Genomic DNA, 16,057 nt, shown 5'->3' on the forward strand with positions numbered 1-16,057 from the left:
GTCCACCACAACCCGAAACTACCGCGCCCGCCTGCGCAGGGGGGGGCGAACCCAGCTGGGGACCGCGGGGGGGGCCGCCCCCACCGCGCTGACCGGCCGGCTCACCGCCCCGGCCGACCTGCCCGACGCCGTTCCGACTGGAGTCTGAGATGGACGCCTTCACCACGCACACCGGCACCGCCGCCCCGCTGCGGCGCAGCAACGTCGACACCGACCAGATCATCCCGGCCGAGTACCTCAAGCGGATCACCCGCACCGGCTTCGAGGACGGGCTGTTCGTCGCCTGGCGCACCAACGAGCCGGACTTCGTGCTCAACCAGCCGCAGTACGCGAACGCCTCGATCCTGGTCGCCGGCCCGGACTTCGGCACCGGCTCCTCCCGGGAGCACGCGGTCTGGGCGCTGCTGGACGGCGGCTTCCGGGTGGTCATCAGCTCCCGGTTCGCCGACATATTCAAGAACAACTCGACCAAGGCGGGGCTGCTCACGGTGCTGCTGCCGCAGGCCGACGTCGAGGCGCTCTGGACGGCGGTCGAGGCCGACCCGGCCACCGCGGTGACCGTCGACCTGCAGGCCAAGCAGGTCACCTACGCCGATGTCACCGTCCCGTTCGAGATCGACGACTACACCCGCTGGCGGCTGCTGGAGGGGCTCGACGACGTCGGGCTCACCGAGCGCCACCTGGACGACGTCGCGGCGTTCGAGGCCCGGCGCCCGTCCTGGAAGCCCCAGGCGCTGCCCGCCCTCCCCGCCTGATCACTGCCCGTCCTCCCGCACCGGTGGTGGTGCGGGAGGACAGGCAGTGGTGCGGGGGGACGGGCGCTCGCGCGGTCGGGTCCGCCGTCAACCGCTGGCGGCCGCGACCCGTCCGGCCGCCCCGGTGGGCCGGCCCGCGGGGGCTGCGGGGTCGGCGCTGAAGTCGCGGTAGTAGTCGGCGGCGAGGGTCCCCGGCCGGCCGCTGAGCGCCCACACGCTGCCCTTGGCCGCCGGTGGCCACAGCGCCCCGGCGGTGCCGTGCCAGCGCACGCCCAGCGACAGCAGCACCGAGGGGATGGCCCCACCCTGGCTGCAGACGACGGTCACGCCGTCGGCCGGGGCGTCGGTGGTCAGCAGCCGCTCGACGAGGGCCAGCCCCGCCTGCGGGTCGGCGCTGAACCCCTCCTCACCGAGCTCGGGCACCTCGTCCACCAGCAGGCCCAGCTCCTGGGCCAGCGGCGTGACGGTCTCCCGGCAGCGCAGCGGTGGCGCGGTGAGCACCCGGACGGGGCGGAACACCGGCAGCACCGCGGCCAGCGCGGCCGCCTGCCCGTGGCCCCGGCGGTCCAGCGGCCGCTCGTCGTCCGGGCCGTCGAAGTCCGCCCGCTCCCCGGCCGAGGCGTGCCGGACCAGCAGCAGCTGGGGCATCCGCGGGACGTCGGTGCGCGCCAGGTCGTCGAGCACCGCGCGGTCGTGGTCGTGGGTGACCAGCCGGCCGGCGTCCGGTAGCGGCAGCCAGCGCAGCTCGTCGACCTCCTCGTTGGGCACGAAGTCACCGCCGGCGGCGCGCATCACCCAGTAGTCGACCCGCTTGGGGCCGTGCCGGTGCTCGTACCGGGTCTGCACGCTGCGCCGGCCGACGACGGTGCGCAGCCCTGTCTCCTCCTCGACCTCGCGCACCGCGGCCAGCAGCGGGTGCTCCCCGGGGTCCAGCTTGCCCTTGGGCAGGGACCAGTCGTCGTACTTCGGCCGGTGCACCAGGGCCGCCTCGAGGACGCCGTCGGGGCCCGGCCGCCACAGTGCGCCGCCGGCGGCCGGGATCAGCGGGGCCGGCTCAGGCAGCGTGCTCACCCCGCCCGGTGAGCAGCTCCAGCTGGTGGTCGCGCTCGCCGGTGCGGCGCCAGGTGCCCTCGGCGGACAGCTCCCAGCACCGGACGTCGGGGGCGAGTGCCCGATCGAGGACGTCCTGCAGCTGGCGCTGCGCCGCCGGGTCGTTGACCCGCAGCAGCACCTCCACCCGGCGGTCGAGGTTGCGGTGCATCAGGTCGGCGCTGCCGATCCACCACTCCGGGGAGTCGTCGTTGACGAAGCTGATCGCCCGCGAGTGCTCCAGGAAGCGGCCCACGATCGAGCGCACCCGGATGTTCTCGCTCAGCCCCGGGACGCCCGGCCGCAGCGCGCAGATGCCGCGGATCAGCAGGTCGACGGGGACGCCGGCCAGCGAGGCCTCGTAGAGCGCGTCGATGATCTGCTCGTCGACCAGGGAGTTGACCTTGATCCGGATGCCCGAAGGGCGCCCCTCCGCGGCGTGCCGGGCCTCGCGGCGGATCCGCTCCACCAGCCCGGTCCGCACGCCTCGGGGCGCCACCAGCAGCGACCGGTAGGTGGTCTGCCGGGAGTAGCCGGTCAGGGTGTTGAACAGGTCGGTGAGGTCGGCGCCCACCCGCGGGTCGGCGGTGAGGATGCCCATGTCCTCGTAGATCCGGGCGGTCTTCGGGTTGTAGTTGCCGGTGCCGATGTGGCAGTACCGGCGGATCACCCCGTTCTCCATCCGGACCACCAGCGCGGTCTTGCAGTGCGTCTTGAGCCCGACCAGGCCGTAGACGACGTGGCAGCCGGCCCGCTCCAGCGAGCGGGCCCAGCTGATGTTGGCCTCCTCGTCGAAGCGGGCCTTGATCTCGACCAGGACGACGACCTGCTTGCCGGCCTGCGCCGCCTCGATCAGCGCCGAGACGATCGGGGAGTCGCCGGAGGTGCGGTACAGGGTCTGCTTGATCGCCAGCACGTTCGGGTCGGCGGCGGCCTGCTCGATGAACCGCTGCACGCTGGTGGCGAAGGAGTCGTAGGGGTGGTGCACCAGCACGTCGCCCTCGCGCAGGGTGGCGAACACGCTCTTGGGCGTCTCGCCCTCGCTCAGCCGGGGGTGCGTGGCCGGGACGAACGGCTCGTCCTTGAGCTCGGGCCGGTCCAGGTCGTAGAGCTCCATCAGCGAGGCCAGGTCGAGCAGCCCGGGCACCGAGACGACGTCGGCGGGGCTGATCTCCAGCTCGGAGACCAGGACGTCGAGGATCTGCGGGTCCATCGTCGCGGTGACCTCCAGCCGCACCGCCGGCCCGAACCGGCGCCGGGCGAGCTCCCGCTCCAGCGCCTGGAGCAGGTCCTCGTCCCGGTCCTCCTCGACCTCCAGGTCGGCGTTGCGGGTGACCCGGAACAGGTGGTGGTCCAGCACGTCCAGGCCCGGGAACAGCTGGCCCAGGTGTGCGGCGATGAGGTCCTCCAGCGGGAGGAAGACCGACGTGGCGTTGCCGCCGTGGGCCCCGCCCGGCCCCACGGGGATGAACCGGGGCACGTTGTTGGGCACCTTGACCCGGGCGAACCGGGGCGCGCCGGTGTCGGGGTCGCGCACCGAGACGGCCAGGTTCAGCGAGAGCCCGCTGATGTAGGGGAAGGGGTGCGCCGGGTCGACCGCCAGCGGGGTGAGCACCGGGAACACCTGGTCACGGAAGTACTCGCGCAGGCGCATCGCGTCGGAGTCGGCCAGGTCGCTCCAGTGCAGGATCCGGATGCCCTGCTCCTCCAGCAGCGGGGTGACGTCCTTGGTGAAGACGCCCCCGTGCCGGTGCATGAGGTCCTGGGTGCGCTCGGTGACCCGGGTCAGCTGCTCGCGGATGGTCAGCCCGTCGGGGGAGCGGACGGTGAGCCCGGTGCTCTGCCGGCGCTTGAGGCCGGCGATCCGGACCATGAAGAACTCGTCGAGGTTGCTGGCGAAGATCGAGAGGAACTTCACCCGCTCCAGCAGCGGGAGGCTGTCGTCCTCGGCCAGTTCGAGCACCCGGGCGTTGAAGTCCAGCCAGGAGAGCTCGCGGTTGAGGAACCGGTCGGCGGGGAGCGTCGGGGCGGCGGCAGGCACGGGTCGATCCTGCCTCACCTCGGTGACGGGCAGGTGTCCGGCAGGAGCGCCGCGCTCCGCGGCCCGAGTCCCAGCTGCGCGGCGGCCCGCAGGTCGGCAGGCGTGTCGACGTCGCGGCGCAGCCCCGGCCAGCTCCCGCCGAGGGGGACGGCGCCGCTGCCGGTGTGCGCAGCGGCGGAACCGGGCCCGAAGCGCGGGTCCAGCCCGGCGCCCCCGGTCGCGCACAGCAGCGTCGTCCCGGTGCCGGCGGCGTCGGCGACGAACGCCCGCGGGTGCGCCGCCGCCTCCTGCAGGGCGGCGGTCAGCTCCGCCGGGCGCAGCGCCGGCAGGTCCGAGGAGAGCGTCGCGACGGCCGTCGCGCCGCGGCGCCGGGCGTGCGCCGCCCCGTGCGCCAGGGCGGCGTTGAGCCCCCGGTCGGGCTCGTCGCCGACGGTGGCCGCGCCCAGCGCCGTGACGACGGCGACCGCGCGCGGCTCGTCTGTGACCACCAGCACCCCGGCGACGGCGGGCCCGGCCAGTGCGGCGGCGACGGTGTCGGCCAGCAGGGCGAGCACCAGCTCCTCGTGCCGGGCCGTCGCCCCCGCGCCGAGCCCGGTGGTCAGCGGGGTCAGCCGCGTCTTGGCCGACGCCAGCCGCTTGGCCGGCACGACCACGGACCACTGCTGCACCCGGTCATGTGAGCACACCGGGCCGGGAGCCGCCGGTGCGGCCCGTGTAGGACAGGGGGCGCACCGCCGTCCCGGCCCCAGTCAGGAGCACCGTCGATGACCTCCACCCCCGAGCAGGTGGCCCGCACGACCGACGTCGTCGCGGCCGCCGCGCCGTACCTGGAGTCGTGGCTGGAGCACCAGCGTCGCCGGGGCCGGGTGCCCGGGGTGCAGGCGGCCGTCCGGGTCGGCGGCCGGCTGGTCCTCGACGTCGCGCTCGGGGTCGCCGACGAGACCACCGGCGCACCGCTGACGCCCCGGCACCTGTTCCGGATCGCCTCGCACTCCAAGACGTTCACCGCCACCGCGGTGCTGCAGCTGGTGGAGGCCGGCCGGCTGCGGCTGGACGACCCGGTCGGGCAGTGGGTGCCGGACCTGCCCGCCGGCGTCGGGGCGGTCACCGTCCGGGAGCTGCTGGGCCACCAGTCCGGCCTGCTGCGCGACGGTGCGGACAACGACTTCTGGCAGCTGCTGCACGCCTTCCCGGACGAGTCGCGGCTGCGCGAGCTGGTGGCGGGCGACGACGCCGTCGTCTTCGGGCGCAACGAGCACTTCAAGTACTCGAACGTCGGCTACTCCCTGCTGGGCCTGGTGATCGAGGCGGTGACCGGCACCGGCTACGCCGAGCACGTCCAGCGGGCCGTGGTGGAGCCGCTCGGGCTGGCCGACACCGGCCCGGAGTGGGACCCGGCCCGCGCGGAGGAGTACGCGGCCGGGCACACCGCCCTGCTGGAGGGTGAGACGACCCGGCTGCGCATCCCGCACGTCGACACCCGGGCGATGGCCGCGGCCACCGGGTTCTGGTCCACCGCCCGCGACCTGTCGGCGTTCTTCGCCGCGCACGCGACCGGCGACGAGCGGCTGCTGCCCGAGGCGGCCAAGCGGCTGATGCGCCGGCCGGAGTCCGAGATCCGCGCCCACGGGCAGGAGGCCCGCTGGTACGGGCTGGGGATGGACCTGCGCACCGTGGGCGAGCGCCGGCTGGTGGGCCACAGCGGCGGCTACCCCGGCCACATCACCCGCACCTGGCTCGACCCCGACGCGCAGGTGGTGGTCACCGTGCTCACCAACTGCCTGGAGGGCCCCGCCGACGTGCTGGCCCGGGGCCTGTTCGGGCTGATCGACCTGGCGCTCGCCGCGCCGGACGGCGCCACCGGGCAGCCCGACCCCACCCGCTTCGCCGGCCGCTTCGCCAACCTGTGGGGGGTCACCGACGTGGCCCTGCTCGGGGGCCGCCTCGTGCTGCTGCACCCGGGCTCGCCCGCGCCCGCGGACGAGCACCTGGAGCTCACCGTGCTCGACGAGGTGACGCTGCGCCAGGAGTCGGTGGCCGGCTTCGGCTCGGCGGGGGAGACCGTCGACTACGAGTGGGCCGACGACGGCGCGGCCTCCGCCGTCCGCATCGGCGGCATCACCTCCTGGCCGGTGGAGGCGTTCCGCGCCCGGCGGGCCGCGCAGGTGGCCGGGGAGCCGGGGTGAGCGGCCTGCTGCTGCGCCGCGCCCGGCTCGGGAGCGCCGTCCGGGACGTGCTCGTCGACGGGGGCCGGGTGACGGCGATCGCCGACGAGCTCGGCACCGCCACCCCCGGGCTGGACGGATGGCCCGGGGACGGCGACCGGCCGGAGGTGGTCGACCTCGACGGCGCGGTGCTGCTCCCCGGGTTGCAGGACGCGCACGCCCACCTGGAGCAGTGGGCGGCGGCCCGCCGGCGGATCGACGTCTCCACCGCCGGCTCCCCGGAGCAGGTGGCCGCGCAGATCGCCGCGGTGGTGGCCGCCGCACCACCGGACGAGGGCGCCGTCGTGGTCGCCCAGGGCTTCCGGGACGCGCTGTGGCGCACCCCGCCGCACGCCGCGGTGCTGGACGCCGTGCTGCCGGGGCTGCCGGTGGTGGCGGTCAGCGGCGACCTGCACACCGCGTGGTGCAGCACCGCGGGCGTGCGGCGGCTGGGCCTGCGCACCGCCGACGGCGTGCTCCGGGAGCACGAGGCGATGGAGGTCTACGCCGCCGCGGAGTCCGCCGGCCCCGACGTGCGGGACGAGTGGGTGCTGTCCGCCACCGATGCCGCGGCCGCCCGCGGGGTGACGGCGGTGGTCGACCTGGAGTTCGACGACCTGGTCACCGCGTGGGCGCGGCGTGCGGCCTTGCGACCGGGCGGGCCCGCGCTGCGGGTGACCGCCGGCGTCTACGTCGACCGGCTGGACGAGGTGCTGGCCGCGGGCCTGCGCAGCGGCGACCCGCTGCCCGGGGTCACCGACCCGGTGGCCGCCGACCGGCTGCGGCTGGGGCCGCTCAAGGTGTTCGTCGACGGGTCGCTCGGCACCCGGACGGCGTACTGCACGCACGCCTACCCCGGGGTCACCGGGCCCGGGGCGCACGGGGTGCTGCGCACGTCGCCGGCCGAGCTGGAACGGTTGCTGCGCCGGGCGGCCTCGGCCGGGCTGGACCTGGCGGTGCACGCCATCGGCGACCGGGCCACCACGGTGGCGCTGGACGGGTTCGCCGCCGTGGGCGCCCCGGGGCGGATCGAGCACGCCCAGCAGGTCGCCGACGTCGACCTGCCGCGCTTCGCCGAGCTCGGTGTGGTGGCCAGCGTGCAGCCGCGACACGCGCTGGACGACCGGGACGCCGCCGACCTGCACTGGGCCGGGGCCACCGACACGGCCTTCCCCTACGGTGCGCTCGCCGCCGCCGGCGCGCAGCTGGCCCTGGGCTCGGACGCCCCGGTGGCCCCGCTGGACCCGTGGGACGGGCTCGCCGCGGCCGTGCACCGGTCGCTGGACGGGCGCGCCGCCTGGCACCCCGAGCAGCACCTGGACCTGGCGGTGGCGCTGCGCGCCGCCAGCGGTGGCCGCGACGCGGTGCGGGTGGGGGACGTCGCCGACCTCGTGGTCGTGGCCGAGCCCCCGGCCACCGTGCTGGCCCGGGACGGCGCCGCCGGCCTGCGCCGCACCGAGGTGCTCGCCACCCTGGTCGGCGGCCGGTTCACCCACCGCGGGGACGCGCTCGGGCAGGGCCGCTCGCGCACCGCCGGGAGCCGGGGGGCACGATCATGAGCTGGGTCACCCGCGCGGCAGGCGCCGGCCCCGGGACAGGAGGGGTGCTGGTGTCGCAGGACGAGGGGGTGGCGGGCGACGGCCCGGGCGGCGCCCGGCCACCGCGCCGGGTCACCCGCAGGCCGGTGCCGTTCGCGCTCTGGCTGTGCGTGCTCGTCGTGTACCCGGCCGCCTCGCTGGTGTTCCGGCTGCACTACCGGAACAGCGACCGGATCCCGCCGACGGGCGGGGTGCTGCTGGTCGCCAACCACGTGTCGGTGCTCGACCCGCTGGGCTGTGCCCGGCTGGTCTGGGACGCCGGACGCGCGCCGCACTTCCTGGCCAAGGACGCCGTCTTCCGGGGCCTGGCCGGCACCATCCTCCGTGCGGCCGGGCAGATCCCGGTCTCCCGCGGGTCCAGCGCGGCCAGCTCCTCGCTGCAGGCGGCGAAGGCGGCCCTCGACGCCGGTGCCGTGGTGGTGATCTACCCGGAGGGATCGGTGACCCGGGACCCGGACTGGTGGCCGATGCAGGCGCGCACCGGCGTCGCCCGGCTGGCGCTGGCCACCGACGCGGTCGTGCTGCCGGTGGCCCAGTGGGGGCCGCAGCGGGTGCACGACTACCACGCCAGGAAGCTGCACCTGCGGCTGCGCACGCCCGTGGAGTACCGGGTCGGGGAGCCGGTCGACCTCTCCGGGCAGCGGGCCGAGGTACGCGCCGGCCGGGCGCTGAGCCCGGAACTGCTCCGTGAGGTGACCGACCTGCTGATGACCCGAGTCCGCGACGAGCTCGGCGAGGTGCGGGGGCAGACCCCGCCGACCGCCGTCCACCCGCGCCCCTCCCGCCGTGCGCTGCCCGGGGACGCCGCGTGACCCGGGCCGCGGTGCTCGGCGCCGGTTCCTGGGGCACCACCTTCGCCAAGGTGCTGGCCGACGCCGGCTGTGCCGTGACGCTGCACGCCCGGCGTCGGGAGCTGGCCGAGGCGATCGCCGGCACCCGGGAGAACACCGAGTACCTGCCGGGGGTGCGCCTGCCCGACGCGGTGCGGCCCACCGGCGACGCCGAGGAGGCGCTGGTGGGCGCCGACGTGGTGGTGCTGGCCGTCCCCAGCCAGACGCTGCGGCAGAACCTCTCCGCCTGGGTGCCCCTGCTCCCGCCGGACGCCACGCTGCTCTCGCTCATGAAGGGCGTGGAGCTGGGCACCACCAAGCGGATGAGCGAGGTGATCTGCGAGGTCACCGGCGCGGGTACCGACCGGGTCGCCGCGCTGTCGGGCCCCAACCTCGCCCGGGAGATCGCCGAGGAGCAGCCCTCGGCCACCGTGATCGCCTGCGCGGACACCTCCCGCGCGGAGGCCCTGCAGGCCGCCTGCCACACCCGGTACTTCCGCCCGTACACCAACGCCGACCTGGTGGGCTGCGAGCTCGGCGGCGCGGTGAAGAACGTCATCGCGCTGGCCTGCGGCATCGCCGAGGGGCTGGGCTACGGCGACAACACCCGGGCCTCGCTGATCACCCGGGGTCTGGCCGAGACCACCCGGCTGGGCCTGGCACTCGGCGCCGATGCCGCCACCTTCGCCGGGCTGGCCGGGCTCGGCGACCTCGTGGCCACCTGCTCCTCCCCGCTGTCCCGCAACCGCACCTTCGGCGAGCACCTGGGCCAGGGCATGTCGGTCGCCGAGGTCGAGCAGATCACCCGGCAGACCGCCGAGGGGGTCAAGAGCTGCCGGTCGGTGCTGGACCTGGCGCGCGCCCACGGGGTCGACGTGCCGATCACCGAGGCCGTCGTCCGGGTGTGCCACGAGGGCGAGTCGGCGGCCCGGATGGTGCGGGAGATGATGTCCCGCGAGGCCAAGCCCGAGTGACCGCTCCCGCGTGACCCGAGCGCGCCTCCCGGACCGCAGGAGGACCCCGTGAGCACCACCGATCCCGCCCCGGACCCGGCCCTCGCCCCGCAGCAGCTGCTCGGCGACGGCAGCCGGCTGGTGCACGCCGGTGACGAGCCGGTCGTCCCGGGCACCCCGCTGCGTCCCTCGCCGGTCTTCGCCGCTCCCTACCACCTGGGCGACCAGCCGCCGGGGGCGCAGGGGGCGGACTCCTACGCCCGCCCGGACAACCCGACCCTGCGGGTGTTCGAGCGGGCGGTCGGCGAGCTCGACGGCGGTGACTGCCTCTCCTTCGCCTCCGGAATGGCCGCGATCAGCTCGGCGGTGCTGGCGCTCGCCCAGGCCGGCGACCGGGTGGTGCTGCCCTCGGACGGCTACTACGCCAGCCGGGTGCTCGGCCGCGACGAGCTGGAGCGGCTGGGCATGCGGGTCGAGCTGGTGCCCACCGTCGAGATCGAGGCGGTCGCCGCGCGGGGTGGGCTGGCCGGCGCGCGCCTGGTGCTGCTGGAGACGCCGAGCAACCCGCAGCTGGACGTCTGCGACATCGCCGCGGTCGCCGAGGCGACCCGCGCCGCCGGGGCGGTGCTGGTCGTCGACAACACGACCGCCACCCCGATCGGCCAGCGCCCGCTGGCGCTGGGCGCCGACGTCGTCGTGGCGTCGGACACCAAGGCGCTGACCGGGCACAGCGACGTGCTCCTCGGCCACGTCAGCACCGCGCGCACCGAGACCGGCCGCCAGCTGAACGCCCGGCTGGCCGCCTGGCGCAAGACCACCGGCAACGCCCCCGGCCCCTTCGAGGCGTGGCTGGCGCACCGCTCGATGGGCACCCTGGACCTGCGCCTGGCCCGGCAGGCGGCCAACGCCGCGGCGCTGGCCGAGGTGCTGGCCGCCTCGCCGGCGGTCCGCGGGGTGCGTTGGCCGGGCCGGCCGGAGGACCCTTCCCACGAGCTCGCGCAGCGGCAGATGCTGCGGCACAACGGGGTGCTCTCGGCGGAGTTCGCCGACGCCGGGGCGGTGGCGGCGTTCGTCGCGGCCACCCGGTTCTTCCAGGCCGCGACCAGCTTCGGCGGGGTGCACACCACCGTCGACCGGCGGGCCCAGTGGGGCGGGGACGCGGTCCCGGGCGGGTTCGTGCGCTTCTCCTGCGGCATCGAGGACACCGCCGACCTGGTCGCCGACCTCGAGGCCGGGCTCGCCGTGCTGCCCGCCGTGGCCCGCTGAGCGCTCGGCTAGGGTCGGCGGCGATGACGGGGAAGCCGGGCAGGACGAGGGTCGCGGTCGTGTTCGGCGGGCGGAGCGCGGAGCACGCGATCTCCTGCGTCTCGGCCGGCAGCGTGCTGGCCGCGCTGGACCCGGAACGGTACGAGGTGGTGCCGGTGGGCATCACCCGCGACGGCAGGTGGGTGCTGCACGACGGCGCCGCGCTGGCCATCGAGGGCGGGCAGCTGCCCGAGGTCACCGGCGGCACCGCGGTCTCCCTGGTGGGCGACCCGGCCGGGCGGGGGCTGGCGGTGCTGGACGCCGGGCAGGCGATCGGCCGGCTGACCGAGGTCGACGTCGTCTTCCCGGTCCTGCACGGCGCGTACGGCGAGGACGGCACCATCCAGGGGCTGCTGGAGATGTCCGGCCTGCCCTACGTGGGCTCGGGGGTGTTCGCCAGCGCCGCCTCGATGGACAAGGAGTTCACCAAGAAGCTGCTGTCGGCCGCGGGCATCCCGCAGGGCGACCACGTGGTCCTGCGCGACGCCACCGGAGCGCTGCGCGCCGACCCGGAGCTGCTCGACGCCGCGGCGCGCGAGCGCCTGGGGCTGCCGGTCTTCGTCAAGCCCTCGCGGGCCGGCTCCAGCATCGGGATCACCCGGGTCACCGACTGGGCGCAGCTCCCCGAGGCGGTGGCGACGGCGGCCGCGGTCGACCCGAAGGTGATCGTGGAGGCCGCCGTCCCCGGGCGGGAGGTCGAGTGCGGCGTGCTCGCCCGGCCCGGCTCCCCGGTGCCCGACACCAGCCTGCCGGCGGAGATCCGGTTGCGGCCGGGCACCGACTGGTACGACTTCGACGCCAAGTACCTCGCCGACGCGGTGGAGTTCGACGTCCCGGCCGACCTCACCCCGACGCAGACCGCGGCGGTGCAGGAGATGTCCCGCCGGGCCTACCTGGCGATGGACTGCCGCGGTCTGGCCCGGGTCGACTTCTTCGTCTCCACCGACCCGGCCACCGGCGCCGACCGGCTGGTGGTCAACGAGGTCAACACGATGCCCGGCTTCACCCCGATCTCGATGTTCCCGCGGATGTGGGCGGCCAGCGGTGTCAGCTACCCGGAGCTGGTCGACCGGCTGGTGCGCAGCGCACTGGACGGCGGATGACCTCCCGGCTGCTGCCACGCACGGCCGTGGCGGCGGTCCTGCTGGCGGTCGCCCCGGCCTGCGCCGGCTGCGCCGACTCCTCGACCCCACCGGCGGCCTCGACCGGGCCGGTCGCGAGCAGCACGGCCGGCACCGGGACGCTGCCCACCGACGCCCGGGGCATGGAGCGGCTGCTGCTCGACCAGGTGCCCTCCGGACTGCCCCGGGTCCCCGACGACGACCTGGACCCGCCCGCGGGGGAGAAGACCGTGGACGACGTCGCCGGCTACGGCGAGGACGCCGAGCGGCAGCAGCAGGTGCTCGGCGAGTACGGGTACCTGCGCGGCTGGGAGCGGTTCTGGCGCGAGGGGCCGCGGATCACCAGCGTCTTCCTCGACCAGTTCGAGGGCGCGGACGGCGCGGCGGCCTACGCCGAGGACCTGGCCCGCAACGACGCCGAGCACTACGGGGGCGCCCTGGACCGCTCACCGGCCGGCCTGCCGGAGGACTGCGTGCTCATGGCCGTGCCCGAGCCGCTGCCCGAGCACGGGCTGGAGGGGCCACCGGCGTTCGCCTGGTGCACCCGCGGGGCCTTCACCGTCTCGGTGGCCTCGGTGCAGACCACCCCGGAGGAGGCGCGGGCCGAGCTGACCGCCGTCGTCGCCGACCAGCTGGACCGGCTCCCGGCGGACTGAGCGGCCGGTCAGTCCGCCGGGGCGGGGACCGGGTCGGTGTAGGGCAGCGCGGTCGCGATGATCGGGCTCAGCGCCGTCGGGCCGGCGCTGTCGGCGCTGGCCGGCACGCGGACCTCCACCGGCACGAGCCGGTCGACCGTCGTCCACACGTTGACGTCCGGGTCGGCGGTGTCGACGAACCACTGGACGCCGTTCACCTGGATCGCGGAGGTGCCGACCTGGTACCCGGCCGGCGGGTCGACGCCGCAGACCAGCACGATCGCGGGGTCGCCCCAGGCGTAGGCGAACAGCGAGTCGGAGTCGACCATCCGGGAGGTCTCCCCGGCCAGCTCCAGCGGCAGCTGCTCCATCAGCACGGGGCACGCCAGCTCGGCCTCCGGCGTCACGTCCGGGGTGTCGACCTCGACCGGCGGCAGGTCACCGCGCGGCGACGTCGTTCCGGTGACCTCGGCCACCGCGTCGTCGTCCGGCTCGTCGTCCCCGCCGAGGACGTTGACCAGCACGAGCAGCGCGACCAGCAGCGGCACCGCCACGGCCAGCGCGATCAGCGCGGCCCGGCGCAGCGGGTCCGGCCCCGGCGCCGGGGCGGGCGCGGGGTCGGCGGGGGAGTGCGGTGCGGTGCTCAGGGCTCAGATGTTGACGACGGGACAGGTCAGCGTGCGGGTGATGCCGTCGACCGACTGCACCCGGGCCACGACCAGCCGGCCGAGCTCGTCGACGGTGTTCGCCTCGGCCCGCACGATCACGTCGTAGGGGCCCGTGACGTCCTCCGCCTTGGTCACGCCGGCGATCTCGCTGATGCTCGCGGCGACCGCGGCTGCCTTGCCGACTTCGGTCTGGATGAGGATGTAGGCGTGGACCACGGGTTGACCTTCCTCGGGCGTTCCCACATCGAGAACGGCTGGGGGCGATTCCGGCCCGCCGAACGGCGGACCGACCGGCAACGTACCCCAGCGTCCGGAGGGGCCCGGTGACTCGGCCCCGTCCGCTGGTGCCCCGCCCCGATCCCGCCGACAGCGTCGGGGTCGTCGGGGAGTTCGGGCTGATCGCCCGGGTGCTCGCCCGGTCCGGCTCGGCCCGGGTGGCCGAGGTCGGCCCCGGCGACGACGCCGCGGTGCTGCGCGCCCCCGACGGTCGGGTGGTGGCGTGCACCGACGTCCTGGTGGAGGGCCGGCACTTCCGCCGCGACTGGTCCTCGGCCGAGGACGTCGGGCACAAGGCCGCCGCGGCCAACCTGGCCGACGTCGCGGCGATGGGCGCGGTCCCCACGGCGCTGCTGGTCGGCCTGGCCTGCCCCGCGGACACCCCGGCTGTCTGGCTGGAGGGGGTCGCCGACGGGATGGCCGAGGAGTGCGCGCCCTTCGGCGCCGCCGTCGTGGGCGGGGACACGGTGGCCAGCGCCCCGGACTCGGCGTCGGTCGTCCTCTCGGTGACCGCGCTGGGCGACCTGGGCGGGCGGGCACCGGTCCGCCGCGACGGCGCCCGGCCCGGTGACGTGGTCGCCGTCGCAGGGCGGCTGGGCTGGTCGGCCTGCGGGCTGGCCGTGCTGCGCCGGGGCTTCCGGGCCCCGGCGGCGGCGATCGCCGCGCACCGCCGTCCCGCACCGCCCTATGCCGCCGGGCCGGCCGCCGCCGATGCCGGCGCCACGTCGATGTGCGACACCAGCGACGGGCTGCTCGCCGACGCCGGCCACCTGGCCGCCGACAGCGGCGTGGGCATCGACCTGGACCGCGCGGCGCTGGCCGCCTTCGTCACCGGGCCGCTGCCGCAGGTGGCGGCGGCGCTCGGCGGTGACCCGCTGGGCTGGGTGCTCACCGGCGGGGAGGACCACGCGCTGGTGGCGACCTTCCCGCCCACCGCGGTGCTGCCCGCCGGCTGGACCGTCGTCGGCCGGGTGCACGACGACGCGTCGGGGGTCGAGGTGGACGGGGTGCCGGCCGCGCAGGTGGCCACCGACCTGGGGGAGGGGACCGGGCATGTCCACTTCGGCTGAACCGACGGCGCCGGACGCGGTGCGGCTGCGGCCGCTGGGGTACGACGACCCGGTGGCCCAGCAGCTGATCGAGCGGGTGCAGCAGGAGTACGTGGTGCGCTACGGGGGGCGGGACGACGCGGTGGTCGACCCCGCGGAGTTCTCGCCCCCGCGGGGGCTCTTCCTGGTCGCCGAGGTCGACGGGAAGCCGGCGGCGTGCGGCGGCTGGCGGGTGCACGACGCGGCGTCGGCCACCGTCGAGCTCAAGCGGATGTACGTCGAGCCGGGCTTCCGGCGGCGGGGGTTGGCCGCCTTCGTGCTCGCCGCCCTCGAGCGCAGCGCGGCGGACACCGGGTACCGGCACGTGGTGCTGAACTCCGGGGACCGGCAGCCGGAGGCCCTCGCGCTGTACGCGCGGCACGGCTACGCCCCGGTCCCGGGGTACGGCATCTACGCCGACTCGCCCGACGCGGTCTTCCTCGGCAAGCGGCTGCTGGACGGGGACCTGCCGCGGGGGGACCCGGCCGACGGCTCGGGGGAGGACGCATGGGCGTCGTGACGGTCTCGGCGTCGTTCGGCGCGGGCGGGGCGGAGATCGCCCCGGCGGTGGCCGAGCGGCTCGGGCTGGCGTTCCACGACCGGGTGATCCCCGCCCAGGTCGCCGGCCGGCTGGGCGTGCCGGTCGCCGAGGCGGAGGCCAACGACGAGACGGTCACCCGGGGCCTGTGGCGGCTGGTCACCTCGCTGGGCACCATGCCCGACCCGGTCGGCGGCGTGCTGCCCACCTCGTCGCTGCCCGACGAGCAGGCGTACCGGGCGCAGACCGAGCGGGTGCTGGCCGAGATCGCCGACGGCGCCGGGGGCGTGGTGCTCGGCCGGGCGGCGGCGCTGGTGCTGCGCGGGCGCCCTGACGTGCTGCACGTGCGGTTGGACGGGCACCCCGACCGGCGGCTGGCCGTCGCGGTGGCGCACCTGGGCCGGCCCGAGGCGGAGGTGCGCCGCGAGCGGGACGCAGCCGACACCGCCCGGACCGCCTACGTGCGGCACTTCTACCGGTGCGACCCGGCCGAGGCCCGGCACTACCACCTGGTGGTGGACAGCACCGAGCTCCCGCACGACGCCGTCACCGACCTGGTCGTCACCGCCGCACGGGCCCGGGGCATCGGCCGCTGAGCGGGCCGGCGCGCACACGAAAGACCCCGGAGGTCACGAGGACCTCCGGGGCCGGTGTCCCGGCCGGAGCCGGGGACGGTCAGCGGCGGGGCGTCAGCCCCGGACGACCTTGCCCGCACGGATGCAGGAGGTGCAGACGTTCATGCGCTGGCGGCCACCGCCGGTCAGCGCAGCCCGCACGGACTGGATGTTCGGGTTCCAACGGCGCGGCGTGCGGCGGTGCGAGTGCGACACCGACATACCGAAACCGGGCCCCTTGCCACAGACATCGCACACGGCAGCCACGGCGGATCACTCCCAGAAGTCGTTCAACTGAAGTCGTTTGCAGCGCGGTCGTTCGGACACGGGCACACGAGTACC

At 76.1% G+C, this 16,057-nt stretch carries 17 protein-coding genes; 11 read left to right on the forward strand and 6 right to left on the reverse strand.

The genetic code is table 11. The features are described from left to right. Positions 1-149 precede the first annotated feature (149 nt). Positions 150-755: a 3-isopropylmalate dehydratase small subunit gene (gene leuD, locus ACI795_RS13155; protein ID WP_457075972.1), complete on the forward strand. Its 606-nt coding sequence runs from the start codon at positions 150-152 to the stop codon at positions 753-755. An 87-nt stretch (positions 756-842) separates the two neighbouring features. On the opposite strand, the gene ACI795_RS13160 is transcribed toward leuD, so the two are convergent. Genes ACI795_RS13160 through cofC form a run of 3 tightly spaced genes read right to left on the reverse strand, consistent with a single transcriptional unit; the run spans position 843 to position 4,553 of the window. Further along, positions 843-1,826, reverse strand: a complete 984-nt coding sequence (locus ACI795_RS13160) for an NUDIX hydrolase (protein WP_457075973.1) — start codon at positions 1,824-1,826, stop codon at positions 843-845. Continuing rightward, positions 1,810-3,885: an RNA degradosome polyphosphate kinase gene (locus tag ACI795_RS13165; protein WP_457075974.1), complete on the reverse strand. Its 2,076-nt coding sequence runs from the start codon at positions 3,883-3,885 to the stop codon at positions 1,810-1,812. The genes ACI795_RS13160 and ACI795_RS13165 overlap by 17 nt, the downstream gene beginning before the upstream one ends. Positions 3,886-3,899: 14 nt before the next feature. Then, the gene (gene cofC / locus ACI795_RS13170) at positions 3,900-4,553 is read right to left on the reverse strand and encodes a 2-phospho-L-lactate guanylyltransferase (RefSeq protein ID WP_457075975.1); all 654 of its coding nucleotides are present in this window, start codon (positions 4,551-4,553) and stop codon (positions 3,900-3,902) included. Between the two features lie 96 nt (positions 4,554-4,649). On the opposite strand from cofC, the gene ACI795_RS13175 reads away from it, so the two are divergent. Genes ACI795_RS13175 through ACI795_RS13205 form a run of 7 tightly spaced genes read left to right on the forward strand, consistent with a single transcriptional unit; the run spans position 4,650 to position 12,552 of the window. Beyond that, positions 4,650-6,071, forward strand: coding sequence for a serine hydrolase domain-containing protein (locus tag ACI795_RS13175; protein ID WP_457075976.1), 1,422 nt, complete (start codon positions 4,650-4,652; stop codon positions 6,069-6,071). Beyond that, on the forward strand, positions 6,068-7,648 hold the full coding sequence (locus ACI795_RS13180) for an amidohydrolase (protein ID WP_457075977.1): 1,581 nt from the start codon (positions 6,068-6,070) through the stop codon (positions 7,646-7,648). Before ACI795_RS13175 ends, ACI795_RS13180 begins: the two co-directional genes overlap by 4 nt. Before the next feature lie 50 nt (positions 7,649-7,698). Next, positions 7,699-8,499 (forward strand): lysophospholipid acyltransferase family protein, encoded by an 801-nt coding sequence (locus ACI795_RS13185; protein ID WP_457075978.1) that lies wholly within the window; start codon positions 7,699-7,701, stop codon positions 8,497-8,499. Then, positions 8,496-9,491: an NAD(P)H-dependent glycerol-3-phosphate dehydrogenase gene (locus ACI795_RS13190; protein ID WP_457075979.1), complete on the forward strand. Its 996-nt coding sequence runs from the start codon at positions 8,496-8,498 to the stop codon at positions 9,489-9,491. Before ACI795_RS13185 ends, ACI795_RS13190 begins: the two co-directional genes overlap by 4 nt. A gap of 48 nt (positions 9,492-9,539) precedes the next feature. Continuing rightward, positions 9,540-10,736 (forward strand): cystathionine gamma-lyase, encoded by a 1,197-nt coding sequence (locus ACI795_RS13195; RefSeq protein ID WP_457075980.1) that lies wholly within the window; start codon positions 9,540-9,542, stop codon positions 10,734-10,736. Between the two features lie 23 nt (positions 10,737-10,759). Beyond that, positions 10,760-11,878 carry a D-alanine--D-alanine ligase family protein gene (locus ACI795_RS13200; protein WP_457075981.1) on the forward strand — a complete coding sequence of 373 codons (1,119 nt, stop codon included), beginning with the start codon at positions 10,760-10,762 and terminating at the stop codon, positions 11,876-11,878. Beyond that, entirely contained in the window at positions 11,875-12,552 is a 678-nt protein-coding gene (locus ACI795_RS13205; RefSeq protein ID WP_457075982.1) for a hypothetical protein, read from the forward strand. The genes ACI795_RS13200 and ACI795_RS13205 overlap by 4 nt, the downstream gene beginning before the upstream one ends. An 8-nt stretch (positions 12,553-12,560) precedes the next feature. Here the strand turns inward: ACI795_RS13205 and ACI795_RS13210 are convergent, their stop codons facing one another. Together ACI795_RS13210 and ACI795_RS13215 are read right to left on the reverse strand one after the other, a co-directional pair. Continuing rightward, entirely contained in the window at positions 12,561-13,085 is a 525-nt protein-coding gene (locus ACI795_RS13210) for a DUF3515 domain-containing protein (RefSeq protein WP_457075983.1), read from the reverse strand. Between the two features lie 96 nt (positions 13,086-13,181). Further along, a complete protein-coding gene (locus ACI795_RS13215; protein WP_222193884.1) occupies positions 13,182-13,415 on the reverse strand; it encodes an Lrp/AsnC ligand binding domain-containing protein in 234 nt (77 codons plus the stop codon). Positions 13,416-13,522: 107 nt separating this feature from the next. On the opposite strand from ACI795_RS13215, the gene ACI795_RS13220 reads away from it, so the two are divergent. Genes ACI795_RS13220 through ACI795_RS13230 form a run of 3 tightly spaced genes read left to right on the forward strand, consistent with a single transcriptional unit; the run spans position 13,523 to position 15,697 of the window. After that, a complete protein-coding gene (locus ACI795_RS13220) occupies positions 13,523-14,545 on the forward strand; it encodes a thiamine-phosphate kinase (RefSeq protein WP_457075984.1) in 1,023 nt (340 codons plus the stop codon). Continuing rightward, positions 14,529-15,083, forward strand: coding sequence for a GNAT family N-acetyltransferase (locus ACI795_RS13225; RefSeq protein WP_457075985.1), 555 nt, complete (start codon positions 14,529-14,531; stop codon positions 15,081-15,083). The genes ACI795_RS13220 and ACI795_RS13225 overlap by 17 nt, the downstream gene beginning before the upstream one ends. Continuing rightward, positions 15,071-15,697 (forward strand): cytidylate kinase-like family protein, encoded by a 627-nt coding sequence (locus ACI795_RS13230; RefSeq protein ID WP_457075987.1) that lies wholly within the window; start codon positions 15,071-15,073, stop codon positions 15,695-15,697. Before ACI795_RS13225 ends, ACI795_RS13230 begins: the two co-directional genes overlap by 13 nt. A 93-nt stretch (positions 15,698-15,790) precedes the next feature. On the opposite strand, the gene rpmB is transcribed toward ACI795_RS13230, so the two are convergent. Next, on the reverse strand, positions 15,791-15,982 hold the full coding sequence (gene rpmB, locus ACI795_RS13235; protein WP_153362680.1) for a 50S ribosomal protein L28: 192 nt from the start codon (positions 15,980-15,982) through the stop codon (positions 15,791-15,793). Positions 15,983-16,057: the final 75 nt, after the last annotated feature.

The sequence above is a fragment of the Modestobacter sp. SYSU DS0290 genome, from assembly GCF_054050955.1.

Bases quoted from the DNA above. Each gene is read 5' to 3' on its own strand.
- ACI795_RS13200 (WP_457075981.1), top strand. From the start codon at position 10,760: ATGACGGGGAAGCCGGGCAGGACGAGGGTCGCGGTCGTGTTCGGCGGG.
- ACI795_RS13175 (WP_457075976.1), top strand. From the start codon at position 4,650: ATGACCTCCACCCCCGAGCAGGTGGCCCGCACGACCGACGTCGTCGCG.
- ACI795_RS13230 (WP_457075987.1), top strand. From the start codon at position 15,071: ATGGGCGTCGTGACGGTCTCGGCGTCGTTCGGCGCGGGCGGGGCGGAG.
- leuD (WP_457075972.1), top strand. From the start codon at position 150: ATGGACGCCTTCACCACGCACACCGGCACCGCCGCCCCGCTGCGGCGC.
- ACI795_RS13205 (WP_457075982.1), top strand. From the start codon at position 11,875: ATGACCTCCCGGCTGCTGCCACGCACGGCCGTGGCGGCGGTCCTGCTG.
- ACI795_RS13225 (WP_457075985.1), top strand. From the start codon at position 14,529: ATGTCCACTTCGGCTGAACCGACGGCGCCGGACGCGGTGCGGCTGCGG.